The 24,862-nt window shown below is 55.0% G+C and carries 26 protein-coding genes; 7 read left to right on the forward strand and 19 right to left on the reverse strand.

Annotation, left to right across the window (positions count from 1 at the left end):
• Positions 1-45: 45 nt before the first annotated feature.
• Entirely contained in the window at positions 46-822 is a 777-nt protein-coding gene (locus FWJ25_RS06150) for a hypothetical protein (RefSeq protein WP_149599378.1), read from the reverse strand.
• Positions 823-1,050: 228 nt separating this feature from the next.
• Between FWJ25_RS06150 and FWJ25_RS06155 the strand changes: the two genes are divergently transcribed.
• The gene (locus tag FWJ25_RS06155) at positions 1,051-2,061 is read left to right on the forward strand and encodes a LysR family transcriptional regulator (protein ID WP_149599379.1); all 1,011 of its coding nucleotides are present in this window, start codon (positions 1,051-1,053) and stop codon (positions 2,059-2,061) included.
• On the opposite strand, the gene FWJ25_RS06160 is transcribed toward FWJ25_RS06155, so the two are convergent.
• The 8 genes from FWJ25_RS06160 to FWJ25_RS20000 all read right to left on the reverse strand — a co-directional run bounded on the left by FWJ25_RS06160 (position 2,050) and on the right by FWJ25_RS20000 (position 9,065).
• Positions 2,050-3,015, reverse strand: a complete 966-nt coding sequence (locus FWJ25_RS06160; RefSeq protein WP_149599380.1) for a GNAT family N-acetyltransferase — start codon at positions 3,013-3,015, stop codon at positions 2,050-2,052. The genes FWJ25_RS06155 and FWJ25_RS06160 overlap by 12 nt on opposite strands.
• 8 nt (positions 3,016-3,023) lie before the next feature.
• On the reverse strand, positions 3,024-4,175 hold the full coding sequence (locus tag FWJ25_RS06165) for a cupin domain-containing protein (protein ID WP_149599381.1): 1,152 nt from the start codon (positions 4,173-4,175) through the stop codon (positions 3,024-3,026).
• A 16-nt stretch (positions 4,176-4,191) separates the two neighbouring features.
• Entirely contained in the window at positions 4,192-5,559 is a 1,368-nt protein-coding gene (gene purB, locus FWJ25_RS06170) for an adenylosuccinate lyase (RefSeq protein WP_149599382.1), read from the reverse strand.
• Positions 5,560-5,652: 93 nt separating this feature from the next.
• Entirely contained in the window at positions 5,653-6,291 is a 639-nt protein-coding gene (gene hflD, locus FWJ25_RS06175; RefSeq protein ID WP_149599383.1) for a high frequency lysogenization protein HflD, read from the reverse strand.
• Positions 6,288-7,466: a tRNA 2-thiouridine(34) synthase MnmA gene (gene mnmA, locus FWJ25_RS06180; RefSeq protein ID WP_149599384.1), complete on the reverse strand. Its 1,179-nt coding sequence runs from the start codon at positions 7,464-7,466 to the stop codon at positions 6,288-6,290. The genes hflD and mnmA overlap by 4 nt, the downstream gene beginning before the upstream one ends.
• Positions 7,467-7,516: 50 nt before the next feature.
• A complete protein-coding gene (locus FWJ25_RS06185; protein ID WP_149599385.1) occupies positions 7,517-7,966 on the reverse strand; it encodes an NUDIX hydrolase in 450 nt (149 codons plus the stop codon).
• Complete coding sequence (locus FWJ25_RS06190; RefSeq protein ID WP_149599386.1) at positions 7,966-8,601, reverse strand: pseudouridine synthase; 636 nt, start codon at positions 8,599-8,601, stop codon at positions 7,966-7,968. Before FWJ25_RS06190 ends, FWJ25_RS06185 begins: the two co-directional genes overlap by 1 nt.
• Before the next feature lie 167 nt (positions 8,602-8,768).
• Complete coding sequence (locus FWJ25_RS20000) at positions 8,769-9,065, reverse strand: cold shock domain-containing protein (RefSeq protein ID WP_149599387.1); 297 nt, start codon at positions 9,063-9,065, stop codon at positions 8,769-8,771.
• A 327-nt stretch (positions 9,066-9,392) separates the two neighbouring features.
• Here FWJ25_RS20000 and clpS point away from each other — a divergent pair, with 327 nt between their 5' ends.
• Both clpS and clpA read left to right on the forward strand, forming a co-directional pair.
• On the forward strand, positions 9,393-9,752 hold the full coding sequence (gene clpS / locus FWJ25_RS06200) for an ATP-dependent Clp protease adapter ClpS (protein ID WP_149599388.1): 360 nt from the start codon (positions 9,393-9,395) through the stop codon (positions 9,750-9,752).
• A gap of 18 nt (positions 9,753-9,770) precedes the next feature.
• Positions 9,771-12,041: an ATP-dependent Clp protease ATP-binding subunit ClpA gene (gene clpA, locus FWJ25_RS06205; protein ID WP_149599389.1), complete on the forward strand. Its 2,271-nt coding sequence runs from the start codon at positions 9,771-9,773 to the stop codon at positions 12,039-12,041.
• A gap of 72 nt (positions 12,042-12,113) precedes the next feature.
• On the opposite strand, the gene infA is transcribed toward clpA, so the two are convergent.
• The 9 genes from infA to FWJ25_RS06250 form a co-directional block, all read right to left on the reverse strand.
• Complete coding sequence (gene infA / locus FWJ25_RS06210; protein WP_007350942.1) at positions 12,114-12,332, reverse strand: translation initiation factor IF-1; 219 nt, start codon at positions 12,330-12,332, stop codon at positions 12,114-12,116.
• Between the two features lie 82 nt (positions 12,333-12,414).
• A complete protein-coding gene (locus FWJ25_RS06215; RefSeq protein ID WP_149599390.1) occupies positions 12,415-13,128 on the reverse strand; it encodes an arginyltransferase in 714 nt (237 codons plus the stop codon).
• On the reverse strand, positions 13,129-13,842 hold the full coding sequence (gene aat, locus FWJ25_RS06220) for a leucyl/phenylalanyl-tRNA--protein transferase (RefSeq protein WP_149599391.1): 714 nt from the start codon (positions 13,840-13,842) through the stop codon (positions 13,129-13,131). It lies immediately after the preceding gene.
• Positions 13,843-14,038: 196 nt separating this feature from the next.
• On the reverse strand, positions 14,039-14,992 hold the full coding sequence (trxB, locus tag FWJ25_RS06225) for a thioredoxin-disulfide reductase (RefSeq protein ID WP_149599392.1): 954 nt from the start codon (positions 14,990-14,992) through the stop codon (positions 14,039-14,041).
• A gap of 139 nt (positions 14,993-15,131) precedes the next feature.
• Entirely contained in the window at positions 15,132-16,043 is a 912-nt protein-coding gene (locus tag FWJ25_RS06230; protein WP_149599393.1) for an AAA family ATPase, read from the reverse strand.
• Between the two features lie 7 nt (positions 16,044-16,050).
• Positions 16,051-16,962 carry a carbon-nitrogen hydrolase gene (locus FWJ25_RS06235; protein ID WP_149599394.1) on the reverse strand — a complete coding sequence of 304 codons (912 nt, stop codon included), beginning with the start codon at positions 16,960-16,962 and terminating at the stop codon, positions 16,051-16,053.
• Positions 16,959-17,960, reverse strand: coding sequence for an agmatine deiminase family protein (locus tag FWJ25_RS06240; protein ID WP_246166684.1), 1,002 nt, complete (start codon positions 17,958-17,960; stop codon positions 16,959-16,961). The genes FWJ25_RS06235 and FWJ25_RS06240 overlap by 4 nt, the downstream gene beginning before the upstream one ends.
• Before the next feature lie 78 nt (positions 17,961-18,038).
• A complete protein-coding gene (locus FWJ25_RS06245) occupies positions 18,039-18,341 on the reverse strand; it encodes an outer membrane protein assembly factor BamE (RefSeq protein WP_149599396.1) in 303 nt (100 codons plus the stop codon).
• A 106-nt stretch (positions 18,342-18,447) separates the two neighbouring features.
• Positions 18,448-19,035, reverse strand: a complete 588-nt coding sequence (locus tag FWJ25_RS06250) for a PilZ domain-containing protein (RefSeq protein WP_149599397.1) — start codon at positions 19,033-19,035, stop codon at positions 18,448-18,450.
• A 122-nt stretch (positions 19,036-19,157) separates the two neighbouring features.
• On the opposite strand from FWJ25_RS06250, the gene FWJ25_RS06255 reads away from it, so the two are divergent.
• The gene (locus FWJ25_RS06255) at positions 19,158-20,399 is read left to right on the forward strand and encodes a lipoprotein-releasing ABC transporter permease subunit (protein ID WP_149599398.1); all 1,242 of its coding nucleotides are present in this window, start codon (positions 19,158-19,160) and stop codon (positions 20,397-20,399) included.
• 13 nt (positions 20,400-20,412) lie between these two features.
• Positions 20,413-21,099 carry a lipoprotein-releasing ABC transporter ATP-binding protein LolD gene (gene lolD / locus FWJ25_RS06260; RefSeq protein ID WP_188093583.1) on the forward strand — a complete coding sequence of 229 codons (687 nt, stop codon included), beginning with the start codon at positions 20,413-20,415 and terminating at the stop codon, positions 21,097-21,099.
• Here lolD and FWJ25_RS06265 read toward each other — a convergent pair.
• Entirely contained in the window at positions 21,087-21,632 is a 546-nt protein-coding gene (locus FWJ25_RS06265; RefSeq protein ID WP_149599400.1) for a DUF2062 domain-containing protein, read from the reverse strand. The two genes, lolD and FWJ25_RS06265, sit on opposite strands and share 13 nt — an antisense overlap.
• A gap of 86 nt (positions 21,633-21,718) precedes the next feature.
• Between FWJ25_RS06265 and FWJ25_RS06270 the strand changes: the two genes are divergently transcribed.
• A complete protein-coding gene (locus FWJ25_RS06270) occupies positions 21,719-24,163 on the forward strand; it encodes a DNA internalization-related competence protein ComEC/Rec2 (RefSeq protein ID WP_246166672.1) in 2,445 nt (814 codons plus the stop codon).
• 72 nt (positions 24,164-24,235) lie between these two features.
• The gene (gene pocA / locus FWJ25_RS06275) at positions 24,236-24,862 is read left to right on the forward strand and encodes a flagellar polar localization protein PocA (protein WP_149599401.1); all 627 of its coding nucleotides are present in this window, start codon (positions 24,236-24,238) and stop codon (positions 24,860-24,862) included.

Genomic DNA, 24,862 nt, shown 5'->3' on the forward strand with positions numbered 1-24,862 from the left:
CAGTCCTTGTATGCGAGTCATGATCAGGAATTGTCTGGCCTTGGATCAGTTATCGTAGTCGGCCTTTTTCTTCCATTCATCATCGTGAAGGAAAGTATCCCATTCCCGGTCAAGCTTGGCCTGGGATTCTGCACTCGCGTTTTCCTTGCCTTCGGCGGCGCCCATAGCTTCAAGCTCCTTGATACGGGTACGGAAACTCTTCACCGCCTTCATGGCTAATGGATTGTCCCGGGATTTACCCATCTCGGTGCTGGCAAGGTGGTAGGCGTGGATGGCCTTGCGGAACTGATTTTGTCGGACGTAGTCCCGGGCCTGAAAAACATGAAGGTCAGCATGAGTCTTGTGAATCAGGAACAGCACATACTTGAGATTTTTTTTCGCGGCAGCGGTATTGACTTCGCGCGCTTTGTGCATGCCCTCAATCATTTTGAACAGATTCTGGAGCAGCTCTTTGACGTAGGCGGACTTCTCTGGAGAATCGATTTTGACAGGTGCCCGGGTATCCCGCTTTTCCAGAACAGCAGTCTTCAGCTCTTTTGTGCTTTCCTGCCAGTTGCTTACCGGAAGATCAGATTTGAGTCCTGACAGCTCATTACAGGCTGATTCCATTCGTTTGATCAAGAGAAGCTTGAGGTCGGTTGTCAGGTACTGACCCGGAATCTCCGAATACAGACGGTTGGCCCGGTTGAAGATGTCTTCTTGTGACGTAATCTTGCGCATACGCTCAATGCGGGCGCGTTCCCGCATCTGGGTAGCAACAATAATGGCGATTGATAGGGTAACGATACCCACCAACACAAGGACAATCGTCGTGGTATCCATGCTGTCCGTTACGACTCCGGGTTATAGGTCAATCCATGGAAGGCTCAATAGCTCTGCCAGGAAATGACGACATTATTCTGCAAGTTACAGAAAGACTAGCAGAAATCCACAGTTGAATCTGTTTTCTAAAGTTACAGTTGATGGCTTTATTTTTTTGGTGAATTATCACTGGTGTATATATTATTGTGATGAATGTAGGAACGTTGAACCTGTGCCCTGGAGTCCCTTATGGATATTTCCCGTGTGGATCTCAACCTGCTGGTCTATCTCGATGTACTTCTTCGAGAGCGAAATGTTACCAAAGCGGCGAACCACCTTGGCATTACTCAGCCAGCCATGAGTAATGGGCTGCGGCGGCTTCGGGATCTGTTCAGCGATCCGTTGCTGGTTCGTACCAGTGAAGGTATGACGGCAACGGAGCGGGCCAGAGAGCTGCAACCGCTGGTGCGCGGCATCTTGTCAGATATCGAGCAGGCGGTTCAGGAAAAAACGCCATTCTCTGCACTTGAGAGCCAGCGGGTATTCAGGATCATGGCCAGTGACTATGCTGAGTCGTGTCTGATGCCGCGTGTGTTGAGGCGGATTCGTCAGGAAGCTCCTCATGTGACTCTGGACGTATTGACTCCCAGTGACGTAAGTTTCCTCGACGTCGAACAGGGGCGGTTGGATATGGCCATCAACCGCTTCGACAAGATTCCCCAGTCTTTCCATCAGAAGACCCTCTGGACAGAATACTTCGCCTGTCTGATGAACGCCCGCAATCCTATCCTGAAAGAGCCGTTTACCCTCGATACCTACCTGGACGCAAGCCATATCTGGGTAAGCAAGACGGGTTTCGGTGTCGGGGTAGGGGTCAATCCTAAAGATGTCCAGCGCCTTGGCTGGGTTGATGAAGCTCTGACGCGGATGGGAAGGAAGCGGCAGATTTCGGTTTTCACCCGGCATTATCAGGTGGCGATGTTGCTGGCGGAACAGCACGATCTGATTGCGACCTTGCCATCACGGGCAGCCTGGCTTCAGAGAGATAATAACAATCTGGTGGTCAAGGTCCCGCCGTTCGACGTTCCTCCCTTCGAGCTGAAGATGGCCTGGAGTCCACTGCTGCAACACAATGCAGACCATCAATGGCTGAGAAAACTGATCATGGAAGTGGCGGAAGAGGTCGATCGCGAGTTTGCAGAATTCGGGGCTCGTTTTGAATCACCCGACACCCCACAGTTCCACCACTCAGAGCGGTAGTTCCCTTAGTTCAAGGGAGCTTCGGCTTGCATCCCACATGCGCTGAAACCGTTCTGAGAGAAGCTTGACCCTGCCGCCGTCGGCAAAGTTTGCGAAGCCTTCAGGTTTGTAAAAGTCATGTCGGTAAACAACACCTTCCCGATCGGCCAGCATGAACGGCTGATCATCAGCGGGGTATTCGTCGTTGACCAGTCTGAGCTCAATTTTGCTCGGCAGACGGCGCATGAGTTCGACAAGCTGGTGACGCCTTTTTACCAGTGGTTTGTCGTCATGAATCAATAGCCGGACTTCGCTGATCCTGTGACGACGGGCAAGGGAAGAAATCAGTTCCCGGAAGCGGTGACGATCATACAGGTCATGTTCCAGAAAACGATCGTAGATCCATAGCCGCTGTCGGGCCTGGCCTGCCAGGGAGTCCATCAGGTTCAGCATTCGTGGTTCATCAGAGAAAAGCCAGGATTCGGTATCCTTCCCCATCAGCAGGGGGCGTTCTCGAGACTGAAGTGCTTCATGCTGCAGGGCAGGGGAGAGACTGCGCATGTCAACATGGGGAATGCCTGCATCGTCATAGGTCTCGGAACAGACGTGAAAGCCAGCCTTTTCATAAAACGGAATGGCGTATTCCTGAGCTGAAAGCACCAGTTCCTGATAGTTTTCTGCCGCCTCAGCAATCAAGTGCCTGAGCATCGATTCACCGATACCCAAACCGCGATACTCGGGGAGAATGGCCATTCGCCCGATACGTGCGGTTTCCTCGAGCGCTGTAAACATACGGGCAACCCCCATGGGTTTATTGTCCGGGGTTACGGCAAGGTAGTGGTCGGCGATTTCGTCGGTGTCGTCCCACTCCAGCTCAGGGGGGACTTTCTGTTCGTCGATGAAAACGGCCTGCCGGATATCTTTGATGGGCCCAGGGGCCAACTGCCAGCTGTATTTCCGGATTCGTGTCTTCATGGAGAAACTTATTCGAAGTAGATAGAGCCCTGATTGTACAGTGTGCAGAGCAACCCGAGCAGCGCCTCATCCTGAGCTAACCGGCACAAGGCCGTCATCTCAACCCGGGAGCTGGCACAGAGTAAGGGGGCCAGGGGGGTAGCATCTCCGCGAAGCAGGTATTGTTCGCCGTCCACGAACAGGGCGGTTTCATCGCCCAACTCGTGATACGCGAACCGGGAGCCCTCGTTCCAACGCAATTGCTCACCACTGGAGAGTGCCTCTGCAAAGTCTTCGGGAGCGGCGGGGGCTTCGGCAGGAACGACGATATCCATGCTCTTGGGAGCGGTGGTGTACTGTCCGAACCAGAGGGCCAGGTTGCGCCGATCTCCCAATTGCTCGCGAATGATGTGGTCAAGCTTGTCGATAACATCTGTTTTGATGGTCCCGGGATTTTCCTGGACAGTCAGGTCCGGGTCGTTGATGTGCTCTGCCGCTGCTGACTTGCTACACAGGAAGTCAGTGAAGCCGGTGAGAACATCGTCCACGGTGGGTGCCCGGAAGCCAACCGACAGGGTAATACAGTCATCTTCAGCTACGCCGTGGTGGCCGATACCCGGAGGCAGATAAAGCATATCGCCGGGCGCAAGAGTTACGGTTTCCTCGCCATCCCAACTGCTCAGGATGCGAAGTGGCGTTCCTTCCACCCTTGGTGAGGTATGATCGCAGTGGCCGCCAAAGGTCCAGCGCCGGTGTCCCTGGGCCTGAAGCAGGAATACATCGTACTGGTCGTAATGGGGGCCTACGCTGCCGCCTACGGGAGCATAGCTGGCCATGATGTCATCCAGCCGCCAGTTGGGAACGAATCGGAAATGCTCAAGAATGTCTGAAATTTCCGGTACCCAATGGTCGAGGCCCTGAACCAGCAGTGTCCAGTCTTTTTCTGGCAGTTCGCTGAACTGCTCCGGGCTGAAGGGCCCATTATGCAGCTGCCAGGGCTTGCCTTTGTCGTCCTCGATGACAATTCGGGACTCAACGCCTTCCTCACAGGCCAGCCCAGCCAGTTCATCTGCGCTGACCGGGCACTCGAAAGCAGGAAACGCCTGACGGATCACCAGTGGTTTTTTCTGCCAGTAGTCACGCAGAAATTCAGAGGGGGTGAGGCCGCCAAGCATGTCCATGGTTAAACTCCCGGATTCAGATGTTGTTTGCCTGATCGACCGCGTTGCCGATATAGGAACCTGGCGTCAGGGCCATCAGTTCGGCTTTGGCGGCTTCAGGAATATCAAGCGTTTCTACGAAATTCTTGATGACTTCGGGAGTCATTGCCTTGCCCCGGGTCAACGCTTTCAACTTTTCATAGGGCTTTTCGATGTTGTAACGGCGCATCACGGTCTGGATGGGTTCTGCGAGAACTTCCCAGGCGTGATCAAGGTCTTCATCGAGACGGGCAGGGTTGATTTCCAGTTTGCCCAGGCCTTTGAGGGTTGCTTCATAGGCGATCAGGCTGTGGGCGAAACCAACACCGAGGTTCCGGAGAACGGTAGAGTCGGTCAGGTCACGTTGCCAGCGGGAGATCGGCAACTTGGCGGACAGGTGGCCGAACAGGGCGTTGGCAATGCCCAGGTTACCTTCGGAGTTTTCGAAGTCGATGGGGTTTACTTTGTGGGGCATGGTGGAAGAACCCACTTCACCTTCAACAGTCTTCTGCTTGAAATAACCGAGGGAAATGTAGCCCCAGACGTCCCGGTCCAGATCAATGAGAATGGTGTTGAAGCGGGCAACCGCATCATACAGCTCGGCAATGTAATCGTGAGGCTCGATCTGGGTGGTGTATGGGTTCCAGTCAAGGCCCAGGCTTTCAACAAATTCCTGAGCGTTGGCCGCCCAGTCCACCTGCGGGTAGGCCGAAATGTGCGCATTGTAGTTACCTACAGCCCCGTTAATTTTGCCCAGCAGTTCAGATTCGCGGATCTGCTTGAGCTGACGGCGCAGACGGTAAACCACGTTGGCCAGTTCTTTGCCGACTGTTGACGGAGAGGCGGTCTGGCCATGGGTCCGGGACAGCATCGGCTGCTGCGCATGTTCCTGTGCCAGTTCGGCCAGCTTGCTTACAACCCGGTCCATGGCAGGCAGCATGCCCTGGTCCAGACCTTCCCGCAGCATCAGGGCGTGGGACAGGTTGTTAATATCTTCAGAGGTACAGGCAAAGTGTACGAATTCCGTGACGGCGTGCAGTTCAGGCACGTCAGCAATCTTATCCTTGATGAAGTACTCGACCGCTTTGACGTCGTGGTTGGTGGTACGTTCGATGGCTTTGATGCTTTCAGCGTCTTCCAGGCTGAATTCGGCAACCAGTTTGTCCAGGAACGCATTCGCCGCCGCAGAAAATGCCGGTACCTCAGCGATTTCCGGATGTGCCGCAAGTTTCTGGAGCCAGCGGATCTCAACAGTCACGCGGTTCCTGATCAGGCCATATTCACTGAATATTTCACGAAAAACGCTGACTTTGCTGCCGTAGCGTCCGTCGACCGGGGAAATGGCGGTCAGGGCGGTGAGTTCCATTGAAAACCTCTCAAATCGTCAAAGAATCGGGTCAAAAAAGATTGGGCTGCACATAATACACCAGCGCAGCCCGGGAATCAGTCGTGTCGGTGCTTAAAGGGGGTGGTTCGCCTGTTCAGCAAGCTGTTTCGCATGCTGGATCACTTTCCTGCGGGAGAAAATGAGCTGCCAGCGTCGCCCGCCACTCTGTCTCCAGAGCACCGCTGAGCGTATGCCGGCCAGCAGCAACGCACGAACTTTTGCTGCATTTTCTTCCCTCTGCAGAATGGACGGGTTGCCACTGACCTGAATGCGCAGCCGGAAAGTGCTGATGGTGTCGGTGTAAATCGAAGCCAGGTTACTGACAAGGTTGCTATGGGTGTAGCCGAAATGACTTGCTGTATGCCGTGCCTGATCAATGCGGCTGGAAATCACGTCCAGCATGTCAGGCCTGCGATTCAGTTTCGATTCAAGGTGAATCAGATTCAGGGTATAACGGAGCACCTCAGCGTCCTGGGCTCTGCTCTGCTGGCTCATTACCGAGGACAGTGTGACCAGACCTTCACGGATATCTGTCAGATCTCCACCATACACATCCAGCGTGGTCGCGGGGTTGGTCGCAAAAAGTGAGCGAATGCAGGTCTCAAAGGTAGCGTTTGAGCACTGTCCGTTATGGGCAATCTGCTGGACCAGGTTGGCAGCCTGGAACAGCCCTGCCAGTGCCAGGGTCTGGTCATGCAGGGAACGGCTCATGCATTTGCTCCCTGGCTCTGGATCCCGGTGAGGCGAACCGGAAGGGCTTCGCCATCACGCCAGGTTTCCTCGATTACGCCACCGCCCAGGCAGATGTCGCCGTCATAGAATACGACAGATTGTCCGGGAGTAACGGCACGCTGGGCATCATCAAACACCACTTTTACACCGTGTTCGATGACGGTGACCTCGCAGTCCTGATCTGGCTGGCGATAGCGTGTCTTTGCCTTGCAGCGGAACTGCCTGGCGGGCGGTTCTCCAGCTACCCAGTCAACCGGGCCGGAAACGAGACCACGAGAGAACAGGAGTGGGTGATGCTTGCCCTGAACCGCGATCAGTACATTACGATCAAGATCCTTTTCCGCGACATACCAGGGTTCATCGCTGTAGTTGGCCAGGCCGCCGATACCGAGGCCCTGACGCTGACCAATAGTGTGGTACATCAGGCCCTGATGGCGACCTATCTTTTCGCCATCGGGGGTTTCGATGTCGCCGGGCTGGGCCGGAAGGTACTGCTTCAGGAAATCGGTGAACTTGCGTTCGCCAATGAAGCAGATGCCGGTCGAATCCTTCTTGTCGTGAGTAACGAATCCTTGTTCTTCAGCAATCCTGCGCACCTCCGGCTTTTCAAGCTCGCCAACAGGAAACAGTGTGCGGGCAATGCGGTCACCAGATACGGCGTGCAGGAAATAGCTCTGATCCTTGTTCGGGTCCAGCCCTTTCAGAAGCAGTGCCCTGCCTGAACCGTCGTCAAGAGGGCGTTGGCGGGTATAGTGGCCTGTGGCGATGTAATCAGCGCCCAGGGTAACGGCGTAGTCCAGAAAAGCCCGGAACTTAACTTCCTTGTTACAGAGAATATCGGGGTTGGGTGTACGGCCAGCACGGTATTCTGCCAGGAAATGTTCGAACACCCGGTCCCAGTATTCATCCGCAAAACTGGCGGTATGAAGTTTAATGCCGATAGCGTCGGCCACGGCCTGGGCGTCTGCCAGGTCGGTCATGGCTGTACAGTATTCTGTGCCGTCGTCCTCGTCCCAGTTTTTCATAAACAGGCCTTCAACCTGATAGCCCTGGTCCTTGAGCAGCCAGGCGGCGACGGAGGAATCCACGCCGCCGGACATGCCGACGATAACGCGAGTGTTTTCCCTGGAGGGGGTAGAGGACGTATTGGTCATGAGTACTTCAGTGCCGGTGAAAAGCTGGGAATTTTATCACTTCCGAACGATTACGTCTGTGTATCGACGATAACCTCCAGGGGAAAGCAGCGCCCGTTTCGGTAATCTTCTATACACTCAAGCACCAGTGGACTGCGTAGCTTGTCGCCGAGTGCCCGGATGTCTTCGATACTCAGCCAGTGTGCAGCAATGATTCCGGAGTCCAGCTCACTGGAGACCTGGCGCAGCGCTCTGGCTGCGTAACAGAACCGGAAGTAGGTAACGCCGTTGGCTGGTGCCTTGTAGGTGTACATGCCGAGGAAGTGAATGGGTTCGATTTCCCAGCCCGTTTCCTCTAGAGTTTCCCGTCGTACAGCATCGAGAATGGCTTCATCTTCTTCAATATGGCCGGCAGGTTGGTTGAACACCACCTGACCACCACTGAATTCCTCTACCATCAGGAAACGACCTTCCTGATCTTCAACAATCACTGCCACCGTAGCATGAGGTGTCCAGGTCATTATTTTCGCGGTCTCCTTGAAGGATTTGGGGACTTTCGCCTGCCCTGAGTGGGCTTGTTGACGCGGGCTCCGGGAAGATTGACGGTTTCGGTCCGGTATTGTCCCGGTGCCAGATCATCCAGGGTCCAGTTGCCAATCCGGTAACGGATAAGGCGAAGTGTGGGGAAACCAACGGCGGCAGTCATGCGCCGGACCTGCCGGTTCCGCCCTTCGCTAATGGTGAGCTCGACCCAACTTGTCGGCACAGACTCACGATACCGGACTGGCGGGTTGCGAGGCCAGAGATCCGGTTCGCCTATTCTGGTGGCCTGGGCTGGCCGTGTCAGGCCATCTTTGAGTTCAACGCCTTTGCGGAGTCTTTTGAGGGCATCTTCGGTGATCTCACCCTCGACCTGAACCCAGTAAGTTTTTTGCATCTTCTGTGCGGGATTGGCGATGCGATGCTGCAGGACGCCGTCGGAGGTGAGTAGCAGCAAGCCCTCAGAATCATAGTCCAGGCGGCCAGCAGGGTATATCCCCGGCTTGTTGATCCAGTCAGCCAGGGTGGCGCGTGCCGGTTGGCTGCTATCAGTCCGCTCATCGGTAAACTGACTCAGCACCTGAAAGGGTTTATTGAAAAGGAAAAGGTCTGCCATGTTGCTCGGTCGGGTCCAAAGATCAATCAGGATGTCATGACCGCAAGGTTACTGGATTGGATTGTTTTGGCAAAATCGGAGAGTAGCGGTGTTGTGGAGACACTCACCGCCTGTTTCGCCCATCGTTGGCCTGGATGGGCGAAGAAATGTATTTGGCAGCCCGATCTTCAGGCGTTCACAGCACGGGGCGGGTAGCCGCCTCGGTGGGTATCGTCTGAGTCGCTGTTGTTCGCTGTAGCTTCGTGATCAGTCTGAGACTGTTCGTCAGGAACGATATTGACAGCATGGACGCCCTTATCGCTGGGCTTTTTGTCAAAAGTGACAGCCTGCCCGGCTTTCAGGGTCTTGTATCCATCCATTTGCACCGAAGAGAAGTGAGCAAACAGGTCGTCACTGCAGCCATCTTCGATGATGAACCCGTACCCTTTGGCATTATTGAACCACTTTACTTTGCCTCTTGGCATGATGAACTCCCCTGTTCCTTTCCTGTCACATCTTGTTGTAGGTGTTCTGGGCATGCCGAGCGGACGCAGCCAGCTCAGCTTTCGTCAGTCGCCTGGTTACATAAATAACGCATGCGTTAACATTATTTTACATTGCACATTAACTTTCGGCCAATCAGGGCGGCGAGTCAATAGTTTCTATCACAGGAATGTGTGGTTGAACGCAGTCTGGAAGCGGTATCATGCTCAGATTGATAAATTTCTCACGCCCGGCACCGGTGTCAGCTTGAAAACACGGGGACGGACATCCACATTTAGAAAAGAGTACCGATAATCCGGTAAAGAATGATGCGAACTATCGAAAATTCTCTACTAGTATTTAATCAGGGGGGAGATGATCAGCCGGAGCGGCAGGACGATCTCAGTGTAGCCCCGGAAAAGCCTGCTCTGAAGCGCCCGGCGCGTTATCGGGTAGTGTTGTTGAATGATGACTACACGCCGATGGATTTTGTGGTAGACGTATTAATGAAGTTCTTCGGAATGAACGAAGAGAAGGCGACGCAGGTGATGCTGCTCGTCCATACGCAGGGAAAAGCTGTATGCGGGGTATATACCCGGGATATCGCCGAAACAAAGGCAGCACAGGTGAACCAGTATTCCTCGGAATGCGAACATCCGCTCCTTTGCGAGATTGAACGTGCGGACTGACAGACGTTGGGGTGGCCCATGCTGAGCAAAGATCTAGAAATTACGCTGAATACGGCTTTCAAAAATGCCCGCGACAAGCGTCATGAATTCATGACTGTGGAGCATTTGTTGTTGGCTCTGCTGGATAATGAATCGGCTGTCGGGGTTCTCAAAGCTTGTGGTGCAGATTTGAAACGGCTGCAGGATGAGCTCGTGGAGTTCGTTGATTCAACGACACCGCTGATTCCGAGCAACGACAGTGAGCGTGAAACCCAACCGACCCTGGGGTTCCAGAGGGTTCTGCAAAGAGCTGTGTTCCATGTCCAGTCTTCTGGCAAGAAAGAAGTTACCGGGGCCAATGTGCTGGTGGCGATCTTTAGTGAGCAGGAGAGCCAGGCGGTTTATGTTCTCAAGAAGCAGAACATTGCGCGTATCGACGTGGTGAATTTTGTGTCCCACGGCATTTCCCGGGTTCAGGGTGCCGAGGACCAGGAAGGGCATGATCAGTCGGCTTCGGAAGAAGTCGGAGAAGAGAGCGGCCATTCCAAACCATTGGAAAGCTACGCAACCAACCTTAACGAACAGGCTCGACTTGGCCGGATTGATCCGCTGATTGGCCGGGAACATGAGGTTGAACGGGTTGTGCAGATCCTTGTTCGCCGCCGTAAGAACAACCCTCTGCTGGTAGGCGAGGCTGGCGTTGGTAAGACCGCCATTGCAGAAGGGCTGGCCAAACGAATCGTTGATGGCCAGGTGCCAGAGATTATCTCTGATGCGGTGGTCTATTCCCTGGATCTTGGTGCTCTGCTGGCAGGGACCAAGTATCGCGGGGACTTCGAGAAACGCCTGAAGGGTCTGTTGGCTGAACTCAAGAAAGAGAACCACGCCATCCTGTTTATTGATGAGATTCATACCATCATTGGCGCCGGGTCTGCGTCTGGTGGCGTGATGGACGCCTCGAACCTGCTCAAGCCGATGCTCAGCTCTGGCGAACTGCGGTGCATTGGTTCCACCACGTTCCAGGAGTTCCGCGGGATTTTCGAGAAGGATAGTGCGCTCGCCCGTCGCTTCCAGAAGATCGACGTTAATGAGCCGAGCGTTGAAGATACCTATCTGATTCTCAAGGGCCTCAAGCCGAGCTTTGAGAAGCACCATGACCTCGAATACACCGACAAGGCGCTTCGCGTGGCGGCAGAACTGGCTGATCGCTATATCACGGATCGCCATCTGCCAGACAAGGCGATTGACGTAATCGACGAAGCCGGTGCCCGACAGCGCCTGGTGGAGGAAAGCAAGCGCAAGAAAACCGTCGATGTCGAAGACATTGAGGATGTGGTGGCCAGTATCGCTCGCATTCCACCCAAAAATGTCTCTACCAGTGATAAGGATCTGCTCCGGAATCTTGAGCGTGACCTTAAAATGGTGGTGTTCGGGCAGGATCCGGCCATCGAATCTCTGTCTACAGCAATCAAGCTTGCAAGGGCAGGCTTGAAAGCACCGGAAAAACCGGAAGGTGCCTTCCTGTTTGCCGGCCCGACAGGTGTTGGTAAGACGGAGGTCACTAAGCAGCTGGCGAAGGTTCTGGGTATCGAGCTTGTTCGCTTTGATATGTCCGAGTACATGGAGCGGCACACGGTGTCTCGCCTGATTGGCGCTCCTCCGGGGTATGTCGGCTATGATCAGGGCGGATTGCTGACCGAAGCCGTCAACAAACAGCCGCATTGTGTGCTGTTGCTGGATGAGATCGAGAAGGCGCATCCGGAAGTGTTTAACCTGCTGCTGCAGGTGATGGATCACGGCACGCTGACTGACAACAATGGCCGTAAAGCTGATTTCCGTCACGTCATCCTGGTGATGACAACCAATGCGGGCGCCGAGAGCATGGCTCGTCGTTCAATCGGCTTCAGCGAGCAGGATCACAGTACCGATGGCATGGAAGTGATCACCAAAACCTTCACTCCGGAATTCCGGAATCGCCTGGACGGCATTATCCAGTTTGGCGACCTCCAGAAGGACACGATCACCCATGTGGTCGACAAGTTCCTCACCGAGTTGCAGGCGCAACTGGATGAGAAGCATGTGGTGCTGCACGTGGATGAGGATGCCAAGGTCTGGTTGGCGGATAAGGGGTATGACGTCACCATGGGCGCGCGCCCGATGTCACGCCTTATTCAGGACAAGATCAAGCGTCCGCTGGCGGAGCAGATCCTGTTCGGGCGGCTATCCGAGAAGGGTGGAGATGTCTTCATCCAGCTCAAAGGCGACGAGCTGGTTTTCGAATATGAGGACGAGCCGGCCGAGGCGGTATGACGGTCTTCCGAATCAAGGCATAAAGAAACAAAAAAAGCCCCGTTTTCGGGGCTTTTTCAGATGCCTGCAGCCTTAACGGGCCCGGTACACGATGCGGCCTTTGCTAAGGTCGTAAGGTGTCAGTTCCACCTTGACCTTGTCGCCGGTGAGGATACGGATGTAGTTCTTGCGCATCTTTCCGGAAATGTGTGCAGTCACCACGTGTCCGTTGCTCAGTTCAACACGGAACATGGTATTTGGAAGCGTATCAATGATTACGCCTTCCATTTCAATGACATCTGTTTTCGCCATTCAGTAGAAACCTCGTTGGAATGTGCTTTCTCGTGATTTTAAATTGCGCAATTCTGCCTGAATTATCGGCATTTGGCAAAAATCAGTCGATTTGAAGTTCTCGCCAATGACCATCGCGCAATGCTTCGATGGGTCTGAAGCGGGTTTTGTAGCTCATTTTTCGGCATTCGCGAATCCAGTAACCCAGGTAGAGGTGGGGTAACCCCCTGCGTTGAGCCTCCTGCAATTGCCATAGCACTGCAAAGGTACCCAGGCTTCTATCCTCGTGAGAAGGGTCGAAGATGGTGTAAATTGCTGAAAGTCCGTCGTCGAGCAAGTCGACGGCTGCCAAGCCTACCAGGGCGCCATCCAGTCGTATATCGAGAAACCAGGAGTCGGTTGCACCTTCCACCAGGAATGAAGTGAATTGCTCCCGTGAAGGTGGATACATGTCACCATCCTTGTGGCGTTGCTCTATGTAGTTTTCGTAAAGTTGGTAGTAACTTTCTGAAAAGCTGGCAGGTACCAGCGTGCATTCCAGATCCTCGTTTCTTTTCAGGACCCTGCGCTGATTTCGGTCTGGCTTGAATTCGGTTGCCTTCAGGCGAACGGGTACGCAGGCGTTACACTGCTCGCAGTGGGGGCGGTAGTAGTGGGAACCACTGCGGCGAAAGCCGAGCGCTGTTAACTGGCTGTAGAGCTTTTTATCAATGTTCGCTCTTGGGTCAACGAACATGGTTGTGGCTTCGCGATCTGGCAAATAACTGCAGTCATGAGGCGGTGTCGCGAAGAATACCAATGTCCTGAGATTACTCATTCACACCTCCGGCTCCGGCCAGCGCCAGTGAATTTCCCAGTTCTGTTGATCAGGTTGTTGATCAACATTTGCCTTGAGTATAGATAAAAACTCGCTTCTGGGTATGCTGCGAGCTCCCATCGTCAGGAGGTGCCGGCTTTCTACCTGGCAATCCATAATCCGGTAACCCCACTCTCGTAGCTGGTTCGCGAGATGGACCATCAGAACTTTGGATGCATTGGTTTCCAGCGAAAACATCGACTCGCCAAAAAAACAGCGACCAATGGCAAGTCCGTACATGCCGCCTGCAAGGTCACCCTGGGAGTTCCATACTTCGATGGAATGGGCTATTCCCTGATGGTGCAGGTCCGAATAACTGGCCATCATGTCTTCGGTGATCCAGGTACCTTCTGCGCGGGTTGTGGCGCACAGCCGGATGATGCGGCCGAAGCACTGGTCTGCCGTTACCCGGAAATGTTGCCGGTTGAGTGTGCGGCGTAGGCTCCTGGATACATGGACTTCCTCCGGGAAAAGGACGCAGCGAGGATCCGGTGACCACCAAAGGATCGGCTGATCGTCGCTGAACCAGGGGAAGATGCCATTGCGGTAAGCCAGCCCCAGTCGTTGGGTGGACAGGTCGCCACCGAGGGCCAGCAGGCCGTCAGGGTCTTCGAGGGCTTCGTGGGCGGGGGGGAACCAGAGTTGGTCGGGGTCAAGCCAGGGTAGTGAGCTCATCCTGCTCCGCTTTCAATTGAACTTCGCGGTGATGCTATCGGGAGTTCCGGCTGGCAGGCACCGGCTTCTGAAACACGCTGTTGATACTTCCATGTACGCTTGGCTCCGCCATCCCTGGCTCCGCACAGTTTCAGAAGCCGGCGCCTGCCAGCCTTGGCTAACCGACGCGCTTGGCCTCAGTTTAGCTCAATTAGAATCAGTCTTGCTGGTCCAGATACTTTTCGGCATCCAGTGCAGCCATGCAACCGAAGCCGGCTGAGGTAACGGCCTGGCGGTATACGTGGTCTGCCACGTCGCCGGCAGCGAATACGCCTGGAATGCTGGTTTGAGTCGCCATACCTTCCAGGCCTGAACGAATTTTCAGATAGCCATTGTGCATGTCCAGCTGACCGTCAAACAGGCTGGTGTTCGGCTTGTGACCGATGGCGATAAATACGCCGGCCAGGTCGATGTCCCGGGTTGTGCCATCTTCAGTGCTTTTGATGCGCATACCGGTAACGCCGGTACCGTCGCCCAGGACTTCGTCCAGGGTGTGGTTCCAGACAATATTGACGTTGCCGTTTTCAGCCTTTTCGAACAGTTTGTCCTGCAGGATCTTTTCAGAGCGCAGGCTGTCGCGGCGGTGTACCAGGGTGACTTCGTCTGCGATGTTGGACAGGTAGAGGGCTTCTTCAACGGCAGTGTTACCGCCACCGATAACGGCGACCTTCTGTTTGCGGTAGAAGAATCCATCGCAGGTTGCGCAGGCGGAAACGCCCTGTCCTTTGAATTTCTCTTCCGAGTCCAGGCCCAGATACATGGCGGAGGCGCCGGTGGCGATGATCAGTGCGTCGCAGGTGTATTCGCCGCTATCACCCTTAAGACGGAACGGGCGGTTTTGCAGGTCGGCTTCATTGATTGTGTCGTAGACAATGCTGGTCTCGAACCGTTCTGCGTGTTTCTGCATCCGCTGCATGAGTTCAGGACCCTGAACGCCGTCGTTGTCACCAGGCCAGTTATCAACGTCAGTGGTGGTAGTGAGCTGGCCGCCGACTTCAATTCCGGTGATCAGTGTAGGGTTCAGGTTGGCGCGGGCAGCGTATACAGCCGCAGTGTAGCCAGCCGGGCCGGAGCCTAGGATGATCAGTCGGGAATGTTTGGTTTCGCTCATTTGTGTGTCTCTCACTTCGAATTCGGTGCAATACTGACATCAGTTGAGGGTCAGTTTGGCGGGGAAAGGGCCAAAGGCTACCACGAATACGGCAGCCTGCCATTCATTTTGGCCAATCCAGCTTATAAATCTTTGCTATTTATTCAAGGACAGAAACCGTTGCCAGGAGCTGGCGGACTCTTTCGGCGCTTTTGCCCGAGTCGCCCTGTTCCAGGCGATGCTCCGCGATGGCGGGGAAGACAGCCTGGATATCGTCGGGCAGTACATGGTGTCGTCCTTCCATGAGCGCCCAGGCTTTCGCTGCTCGGAGTAATCCCAGCCCGGCACGGGGTGAAAGTCCGTACAGCAGACCAGGCATGCGACGACTTTGTTCCAGCAACCTTTGGACGTAATCGAGCAGGGCAGGGCTCGCGTTGACGCGGTTGACAGCTTGTTGGAGGGTGTTCAGTTCCTTTTCAGGTAACAACGCGTTCAAGCGATCTGTCATGGTCCGGCGGTCTTCGCCTTCCAGCAACTCCCGCTCGGCTCGTGGGTCCGGATACCCAAGCCTCAGGCGCATCAGAAACCGGTCGAGCTGGGACTCCGGCAGCGGGTAGGTGCCTCCCTGTTCAGTCGGGTTCTGGGTGGCAATGACGAAAAACGGTTCGGGCAAAGGGCGTGTTTCTCCTTCAATAGACACCTGGCGTTCTTCCATTGCTTCAAGCAAGGCGCTCTGGGTGCGAGGCGACGCCCGGTTGATTTCATCAGCCAATACTACCTGGGCAAAAATTGGCCCTGGATGAAATACCAGTTTCCCTGCTTCTTTGTTGTACATCGAGTAACCCAGGACATCGGCGGGCAGGAGGTCGTTAGTGAACTGGATTCTCTGATAGCTGAGCCCCATTACTTTCGCCAGGGCATGGGAGAGGGTTGTTTTGCCCATGCCGGGAATATCTTCGATAAGCAGGTGGCCCTTGGCCAGCAGGCCACAAAGTGCCAGGCGTACCTGCTGCTCTTTGCCGAGGAGAATCTGGTTCAGTTCGCCAACAACCGAGTCGACAAGTTTTTTCATTCTCCGGTCAGTCCCTTACCCGTTTGATAATGTCGCCATAAGCGTCGATGCGCCGATCCCTGAGGTATGGCCAGATCCGGCGCACGGATTCCGTGCGCGTGCGGTCAAAAGTGACCGACAGAATTGATTCGCTGCTGTCATCAGCCCGGGCAAGAAACTCCCCTTGGGGGCCACAGATAAAACTGTTACCCCAAAAACGAATGCCATCTGAGTTGCCGGAGGGGTCAGGTTCTGTACCAATGCGGTTTGGCGCGATCACCGGAAGGTTGTTCGCAACGGCGTGCCCTCGCTGAACGGTAACCCACGCTTCTAGTTGTCGCTCCCGTTCCCCGGCATCGTCGGTGATATCCCACCCGATCGCTGTCGGATAGATCAGCACTTCAGCGCCTGCGAGAGCCATCAGCCGGGCCGCTTCCGGGTACCACTGATCCCAGCAGACCAGAACGCCCAGTTTGCCGACGGAGGTTTCGATGGGGCTGAAGCCGCTGCTGCCATCGTTGAAGTTGGCGTCTCCGGGCGTAAAGTAGAATTTTTCATAGAACCCGGGATCATCCGGGATGTGCATTTTTCGGTAAATTCCCGCGATACTGCCGTCCTTTTCGAAAACGACGGCGGTATTGTGGTATACGCCATTCATCCTGCGTTCGAAGATGGACCCTACCAGAACTATACCGAGTTCTTTGGCCAGGTTTGCCAGGCGTTCACTGGTGGGGCCGGGAATGGGCTCGGCCAGTTCATATACCTCCGTGTCTTCTGTCTGACAGAAGTACAGCGTGGCGTGGAGTTCCTGCAGAACCACCAGTTCAGCACCCTGTTCGACAGCTTGGCGAACCAGTCGTTCGGTTGTTGCCAGGCTTGCGGCTTTATCGGAATGACAGGTTTGCTGGATTGCGGCAACGTTTAACTTGGCACTACTCATGGATTAACCACTCCGGCCGGAATCTGCATGGTGACACAGTGAAGGCTACCATGTTGGTACACCAGTGGTCGGCAGTTGATCGGGATAATTTCCCGGTCAGGGAAGATTCCCTGCAGTACAGTAACCGCCTGTCCGTCCTGGGGTACTCCGTAAACCGGTAGCAGAACGGCATCGTCAATGATAAGGAAGTTCGCGTAGGTTGCCGGCAGGCGTTCTCCTTCTTCGTCGTAGATCGCATCCGGCCACGGCAGGGCGGTGAGTCGGTACGGGCTCCCGTCTGGCTGACGGAACTCCCGTAATTCTTCTTCCATGGCCGCCAGAGCACTGTAGTGCTCATCCGCAACGTCCGGGCATGCCACGTAAGAGATATGGTCTGGGGCGCAAAAACGGGCCAGAGTGTCAATGTGACTGTCGGTGTCATCGCCGGCCAGATAGCCGTGGTTAAGCCAAAGGATACGATCCGTGCCGAGCACCTCGCCAAGAAGCTGCTCAATGGCGGAACGATCCAGGGAAGGATTCCGACTTGGGGCCAGCAGGCACTCGCTGGTAGTGAGTATAGTGCCCTGGCCGTCGGATTCTATAGAGCCGCCTTCAAGGATGAAGTCGACCGCCTGAAGCTGGCTCCGGCCAAACGTTCCCGCGTTCGCAATGTGTTCGTTCAGGGCGTTGTCTTTTTCCCAGGGGAACTTGTTGCCCCAGGCATTGAACCGGAAATCCAGAATGATGTCTTCGCCATTCTCCAGGACCGTTATCGGTCCGTGATCCCTGGCCCAGGTGTCATTAGCTGGCGCAGGCACTGCCAGAACCCGCCCGGGCAAACCGTGTCGCCTGGTGTAGGCAGTCAATTCCCTTTCCAGTTCCTGAAGCCGGGCGACGTGCTCGCAACTGATGACCAGGTGTTCAAAGCGAAGAACCGCCTTGGCAATTTCGAGAAACACCGGCTCCACTTCGGTGAGGATGTCGGCCCAGTCTGTACCCGGGTGGGGCCAGGTCAGCATTACGGCGCTTTGCGGAGCCCATTCTGCGGGCAACACGCGTCTGGATGTCACGTTACAGGGTCCTTAGATATCAGGAAGTCAGTGTTTCCGCTTTAAAACGGTATGAAGAACCTTGTCGTTCTCGAAGTAGACAATAAAGTCCGGATAGTGCCATTGCGAGATTGCCGGTTCTCCTACTGGACCCTGAATCTCGGATGGGGTTCCCCAGGTAGCGCGCACAGAGCTCTGGCTCATGCCCGTTGTAGGCAGTTTGACGGCACTGCGGTCCCCCTGTTGCCCGACAGGAATGGCAATTTCTTCTGCGAATACGCTGGTTCCCGGAGCCAGGCCCAGCGTGGCGGCGAGGGTCAGTGCACAGAACAGCGATTTGTTATGGTTCATCCGTAATCTCCATGGCTACTTCGGATCCTCCCGGGCTGAGCCGGAATGGATATGGATAAAACGTAATATCCGAAAAAGACTGATAAATGTCACTCGTTTTCCGAGTCTATCCTTTTTGTCGTTGCCGAATCTGCCAACGCATCACATGACGGGCTATTTGCTGGCGGTCGCCCTCACTGATGTGCTCAAACTCGGTGTGAAGTGTGTTGTGGCCGCCAGTAGCGGGTGTTATGCCGGTAACGCGGGTGGTGGCCTGAAGCTGAAAAAGTTCAGGCGGTAGCGTCAGACGAATGGCTAACCTGTCGCCGGTATGCCACTCAGAATCCGAACTGATAAACGACAGCCCGCCTTCACTCAGCGTAACATCCCGCCAGTCCTCCGGTTGCAACGGATTTTGCTCAAAGGCCATAATGCGCGCGAGCATATCCAGCTTGCCGTTGAGAGACTTGATCAGTCCGGTCAGAAGCCGATCCCGTTCTGCCAGACTGGATAGTTGGGATTTGACGTCCTGATCGAGACGCCTGAACTCGGCCTTCAGGCTTTTCAGGTGGTTGTCGTCAAAAGCGTGCTCTTCGGCGGGGCCAGTGGGTGCCAGCCTCCGGATCTCCAGGCCAACACGGTCTTCGATGCGAAAATAATCCCGGCGCTCCGACAGGGAGTCAGTCGAGTCGCTGGGAAGAGTGTCTGACGGCATCCTGGCTCCGTGGATCAGAAATGTTATTGGTAAAGAGTAGTTTAGCAGTTTCCTGCCGTGCTGAAAGCGTGCGGGGAATACCCGAATCACTACAGACCCGAAGGTAGCGGCAGGCTCACCACATGTTCAAACCCTTATCGTTCTATATAGGTTTGCGGTATACCGCGGCCAAGCGTCGCAATCACTTTATTTCCTTTATCTCTCTGACATCCATGATCGGACTCATGCTAGGGGTTGCTGTACTGATCATTGTGCTTTCGGTGATGAATGGCTTTGACCGGGAGCTCAAACAGCGAATTCTGGGCATGGTTCCACACGCCGTGATTAAAGGGGCCGGTCCATTACCGGACTGGCAGCAAGTGGACCGCCTGGTGGAAGAGCATCCACGTGTGTTGGCTGCTGCGCCATTTGTTCAGGGGCAGGGCATGGTCACCGGCGGTGGTAATGTTCGAGGCGTCATGCTGAACGGGGTGTTGCCTGAGCAGGAAAAAACCGTATCGATTATTGAGAACCACATGGTCGAGGGAAGCCTGGATGACCTGGTTTCAGGTGAATTCGGCATCATCATCGGGAAGTTGATGGCGGCCAGTCTGCGCCTTGGCATCGGTGACAAGGTGACGGTAGTTCTGCCTGAAGCATCGGTGACACCAGCGGGGGTTTTGCCCCGCCTGAAGCGTTTTACGGTCAAAGGTATTTTCAGCGTAGGTGCCGAGCTTGACGGTAACTACACGCTGATCCACATGGATGATGCGTCCAAGCTGATGCGAACCGGAGGTAAGGCCGAAGGTGTCCGCTTATTGGTGGATGACCTGTTTGCGGCTCCGAAGGTGGCGGAAGAAGCGGCCCGAATGCTGGACGGCCGTTATTATATTTCAGACTGGACCCGAACCCACGGCAATCTGTTTCAGGCCATCCGGATGGAAAAAACCATGATTGGTTTGCTACTGATGTTTATCGTTGCTGTAGCGGCCTTCAACATTGTGTCGACCCTCGTGATGGTGGTAACGGATAAAACCGCTGACATTGCCATCCTGCGTACGATGGGTGCGACGCCCGGACGTATTATGCGGATATTCATCGTTCAGGGCGCGGTTATTGGCATATTCGGAACGCTGGTCGGAACCACGCTGGGGGTTGTGGGAGCGCTGAATATCAGCGACGTCATTTCCTGGATCGAAGGCATACTTGGCCACAAGTTCTTGAGTGCAGACGTCTATTTCATCAGTTATCTGCCTTCCCAACTCCAGTGGCAGGACGTATTTATTATCAGCGGTGCCGGCCTGGCTATGAGCCTTCTGGCAACCATCTATCCCGCCTGGAGAGCGTCCAGGGTCGATCCTGCGGAGGCGCTGCGCTATGAGTAACACTAATCCCGGCATGCAATCTTCACTGGTCATCAATTGTCGGCAGGTTACCCGCACCTACAGTGAAGGGCCTGAAAAATTAACGATCTTCTCTGATATTTCACTGCAGGTTAATACTGGAGAGACGGTTGCTATTGTAGGTAGTAGTGGCGCCGGTAAGACCACCTTGCTGAATCTGTTGGGCGGGTTGGACAGACCCTCCTCGGGTGAAATTGCCATCTGCGGAAAGGATATACACCGGATGTCTGAGGCGGGCCGGGCCCGCTTCCGTAATAGGCATCTCGGGTTCGTTTATCAGTTCCATCATTTGTTGCCCGAGTTTACGGCGCTGGAGAACGTAATGATGCCTTGCGCTCTGGGCGGGCAGTCAGTACCCAAAGCCCGAGCCAAAGCGAGCCGGCTGCTGGAACAGGTCGGGTTGGCGGAACGCCTGACCCACAAACCGGGGGAATTGTCCGGCGGCGAGCGCCAGCGAGTGGCAATAGCCCGCGCACTGGTGAACGAACCGGAATGTGTCTTGATGGATGAGCCTACCGGTAACCTGGATGAGCACACGGGCGAGGGGGTTCGCGGGCTTATAGAGTCACTTCGGGATCAATTGGGTATTTCGTTCGTGATGGTGACGCACGATATGGCGATGGCCCGAAGCCTGGGACGCGTGCTTCGGCTGGAGCAGGGAAGGCTGGTTCAGGAACTCTGATCGGTGGTTTGGCGGCGTTGGCTGCGCTCCGCTCTGCGGGAGTGCCAGTCAGACCGGATTTTTCTGCGCCAGAGGTACTGTATCGCCAGATAAGACAGGCAAGCTGTCACTGTTGCGACAATCAGTGAGCCCAGGTAAAGGGGAATGCCAATATCCACCAGTCGGTGGCTGATCCAGGCCCAGGATAACTCGAAGTCGAAATCAAGAACCGGTCTGTTCAGCGCCAGCGCGCCAATCTTGTAATTGAAATAGAACAGCGGCGGCATGGTGATCGGGTTGCTGATCCATACCAGCACAACGGATAGCGGCAGATTGGCATTGAACCAGATAGCAAAGAAAGCAGCTGCCACCATCTGGAATGGCATTGGAATGAAGCAAAACCAGATGCCAACCAGAAATGCCCTGGCAACGCTGTGACGGTTGATGTGCCAAAGGTTGGGTTCATGAAGGATATCCCCGAGAAAATGAAGCGACTTCATCGCTTGCACCTTTTCGGGTGTCGGTAGATAGCGTTTCATGAACTTCTTTGGCATAGGAAGTTCTGCCTGTAAATAATGGAACAGCCTGCCGTATGGATATGGCAGGCAGACAATAGTCAGTATGCTCAGGAGGACATGGATTGTCCGAAGGAAAAAACGGCTATCCTGGACTCCCGGTCCGGCACGGCCGGGCGATTCAGGGAGTGTTCGCCTTTGCGTGCGGCGCTATCTTACTTTATCGGTTAACAGTGTTGCCACCTTGGGAGTGGTTCATTGTTGCGATGGTTGCTGTATTTTTGATTTGTTATGCCCTGCGTGCGGCCCTGCCAGGATGCATTCTGGTCTGTATCCTGGGGCTTGTTCTGGGTGTGTCCTGGACCGCCTGGCACGCGGGGAATCGCCTGTCCCAGCAGTTGCCGTCCTCTATGGAGGGCGAGCGCCTGACGGTCTCGGGCTATCTTTGCGATATCCCCTCTGTAGGTGGTTTCCGAAGTGTGCGATTCAGTCTGTGTGTAACTCATTGGCATACGCCTTCATCCGGCAACAAGAACGCCCCCAATCTCCCCCGAAGAATCCGGCTCTCCTGGTACGGAACGGCTCTCACAGACCTGCCCGGTCACCGCATGACCATGGAAGTGGTGCTCAAGCGACCACACGGCACCCTCAACGGAGCTGGCTTTCGGTATGAGGACTGGCTGTTTCGCCAAGGTTACCGAGCCACCGGAACTGTGAAGGCTGCTTCACTGAATGAAAGTGTGCCCTGTGGCATTCATTGCACTTACCGTAAGTCACACGCAGAGCTGGTGCTATGGGTTCAGCGGGCGTTTGGGGAGGCACGACAGTTTCCGCTGATATCTTCTCTGATGGTTGGTTACCGGGGCTATCTGACGGATACCCACTGGGATGTGCTGAAAGCGACGGGAACGATTCACCTGGTTGCTATTTCAGGTCTTCATCTGGGGCTGATTGCCCTGGGGGCGGGTTTTTTCTGCCGACGGGTTCTCTTACTTATACCTGGGCGGTGGGTGTCTGAAGGCCGGATCCGGGTGTTGTCGTTTGTTCTTGTTGTTGTTTCCTGTCTGGTATACGGGCTGGCTGCCGGGTTTACGGTTCCTACCCAGCGGGCGCTGGTCATGGTAACGGTTGCTGGCTGGTCTTTGTTGGTTGCTCAGGAGCAAACTCCCTGGTCAGCTTGGGTTCTGGCATTGGTATCGGTTTTGTTGCTGGATCCGTTCGCGCCTCTGGATCAGGGCTTCTGGTTGTCCTTTGTCGCCGTGTCGGTGCTTATCTGGGTCTTCTCGGGGCGGTTTCGGCAGGTGTCCTGGATTAAAGGACTGCTCATCGCCCAGTTAGCGATCTTCGCCGGTCTCTGGCCTGTCCTTGAAGGCCTGGGGCAGGGGCAGCCTTTGGCGGGAGCGGCAGCCAATCTTCTCGCAATACCCTGGGTGTCGTTCGTGGTGATGCCGGTGGTTATTCTCTCAGGGCTTCTGGTGGCTGTGTTCCCGGCGGCAATGAACGTGGCCATTCCTTTGCTGGACCTGGTGCTTGGTGGGCTCTGGGATGCTCTTGTGTGGGTTGCATCATGGCCGGTTCCGGAGTTTCGGTTGCCAGTGCCGTTGTTGGCCGCGTCGGCAGTGATGGTGCTGTTGATGGTTTGGGTTCCGTGGATTCGTCTTCAGTTGGCGTGTGCGGGGATACTTGGCGTGACCCTGGTCTCGATGTGGGATGAAAGCGGGCAGGTCAATCCCTATGTCGAAACCCCGGAAGTGCGTATATGGGATGTGGGACAGGGGCTTTCAGTACTGGTGCGACACCAGAGAGATGTGCTGCTTTACGATACTGGCCCTGAAGTACCCGGGCTGTTTTCGAGTGTTGAGTCGACTGTATTGCCGGAGTTGCGGAGACTCGGCGTGAAACGCATCGACACGCTGGTGATCAGCCATGGGGATAACGACCACGCTGGCGGAATGGAAATGCTGGTGGAAGGGGTGGAGGTCGGAAGCATCGTATCGGGTGAACCCGGGGTGGTCCGTGAGCGGTTGGGGCATGCCGAAGCGGGGGTGACGCTCTGTAAGCAGGGCATGTCCGCGAAGGTGGGTCGCCTGACGACAGGCTACTGGCGATACAAATCAGGAATCGAAGGTAACGATGCTTCCTGTGTACTAAGTATCCGCGATCATGAGTTCGGACATGAATGGATACTGCCGGGGGATATAACCGTCAGGTCCGAACAAGCCTATATCAATGATCGTCGGCGCTACGGGGATCTCGCAATACCAGGTAAACGACTGGTAGTGGCTCCACACCATGGCAGCAAAACCTCTTCTTCTCAGGCCTGGGTAGAGGACCTCCGTCCGGATTACGTGGTTTATTCAGCGGGATACCGCCATCGTTTTGGTCATCCTCATAAAGATGTCGTGGCGCGTTATCGGGAAGTTGGAGCGACACCGCTGAACACTGCCTGTAGTGGAATGATCACGGTATCGGCAGGCGTTAATGCCATGATCATAAGGGAAATTCGTGATAGTGCGCCATTTTGGATCAAGGCTCCGGGCCTCGCTCGTGACCAATGTAAAATACCGTGACATTGCGGGTGTGGCCCGGACCCGCAGCTATGCTAAAGTAGCGCGGCTTGTAAATTTTCAGGGAGACCGAGCGTGTTCGAGCTGTTGAAAGCCGGTGGCATTCTGATGGTGCCAATTGTTGCCTGTTCCATTCTTGCCCTCGCAATAATTCTGGAGCGGTTCTGGACTTTGCGTGCCTCGCGGGTGGCGCCACAGGAAACCATTAATGAATTGTGGCGCTGGATCAAGAAGAAGGACCTTAACGGACGTAAGCTCAAGGCGCTGCAGGGCTCCTCACCGGCAGGGCGGATCCTGGCGGGCGGGCTGCTCAACGCGAAGCACGGCCGTGAAATCATGAAAGAAAGCATCGAACATGAAGCCAGTCAGGTGATCCACGAACTGGAGCGCTTCCTGAACCCGCTTGGTACGGTTGCCACCATTGCGCCATTGCTGGGGCTGTTGGGTACTGTCATAGGCATGATCAAAGTGTTTGCTGAAATCCAGCTCGCTGGTGTGGGTAATGCGGGTAACCTTGCCGGCGGTATCTCAGAGGCTCTGATCACCACTGCCGCTGGTCTGAGTGTGGCTATTCCGGCGCTGATCGCGCACCGCTATTTCATTCGCCGGGTAGATGAATTGGTGGTAGGCCTTGAACAGGAAGCGATCAAACTCGTGGAAGTGGTTCACGGTGATCGTGAAATTGACGTGGAAGGAGCCTGA

The organism is Marinobacter salinexigens, assembly GCF_008370345.1.
GTDB lineage: Bacteria > Pseudomonadota > Gammaproteobacteria > Pseudomonadales > Oleiphilaceae > Marinobacter > Marinobacter salinexigens.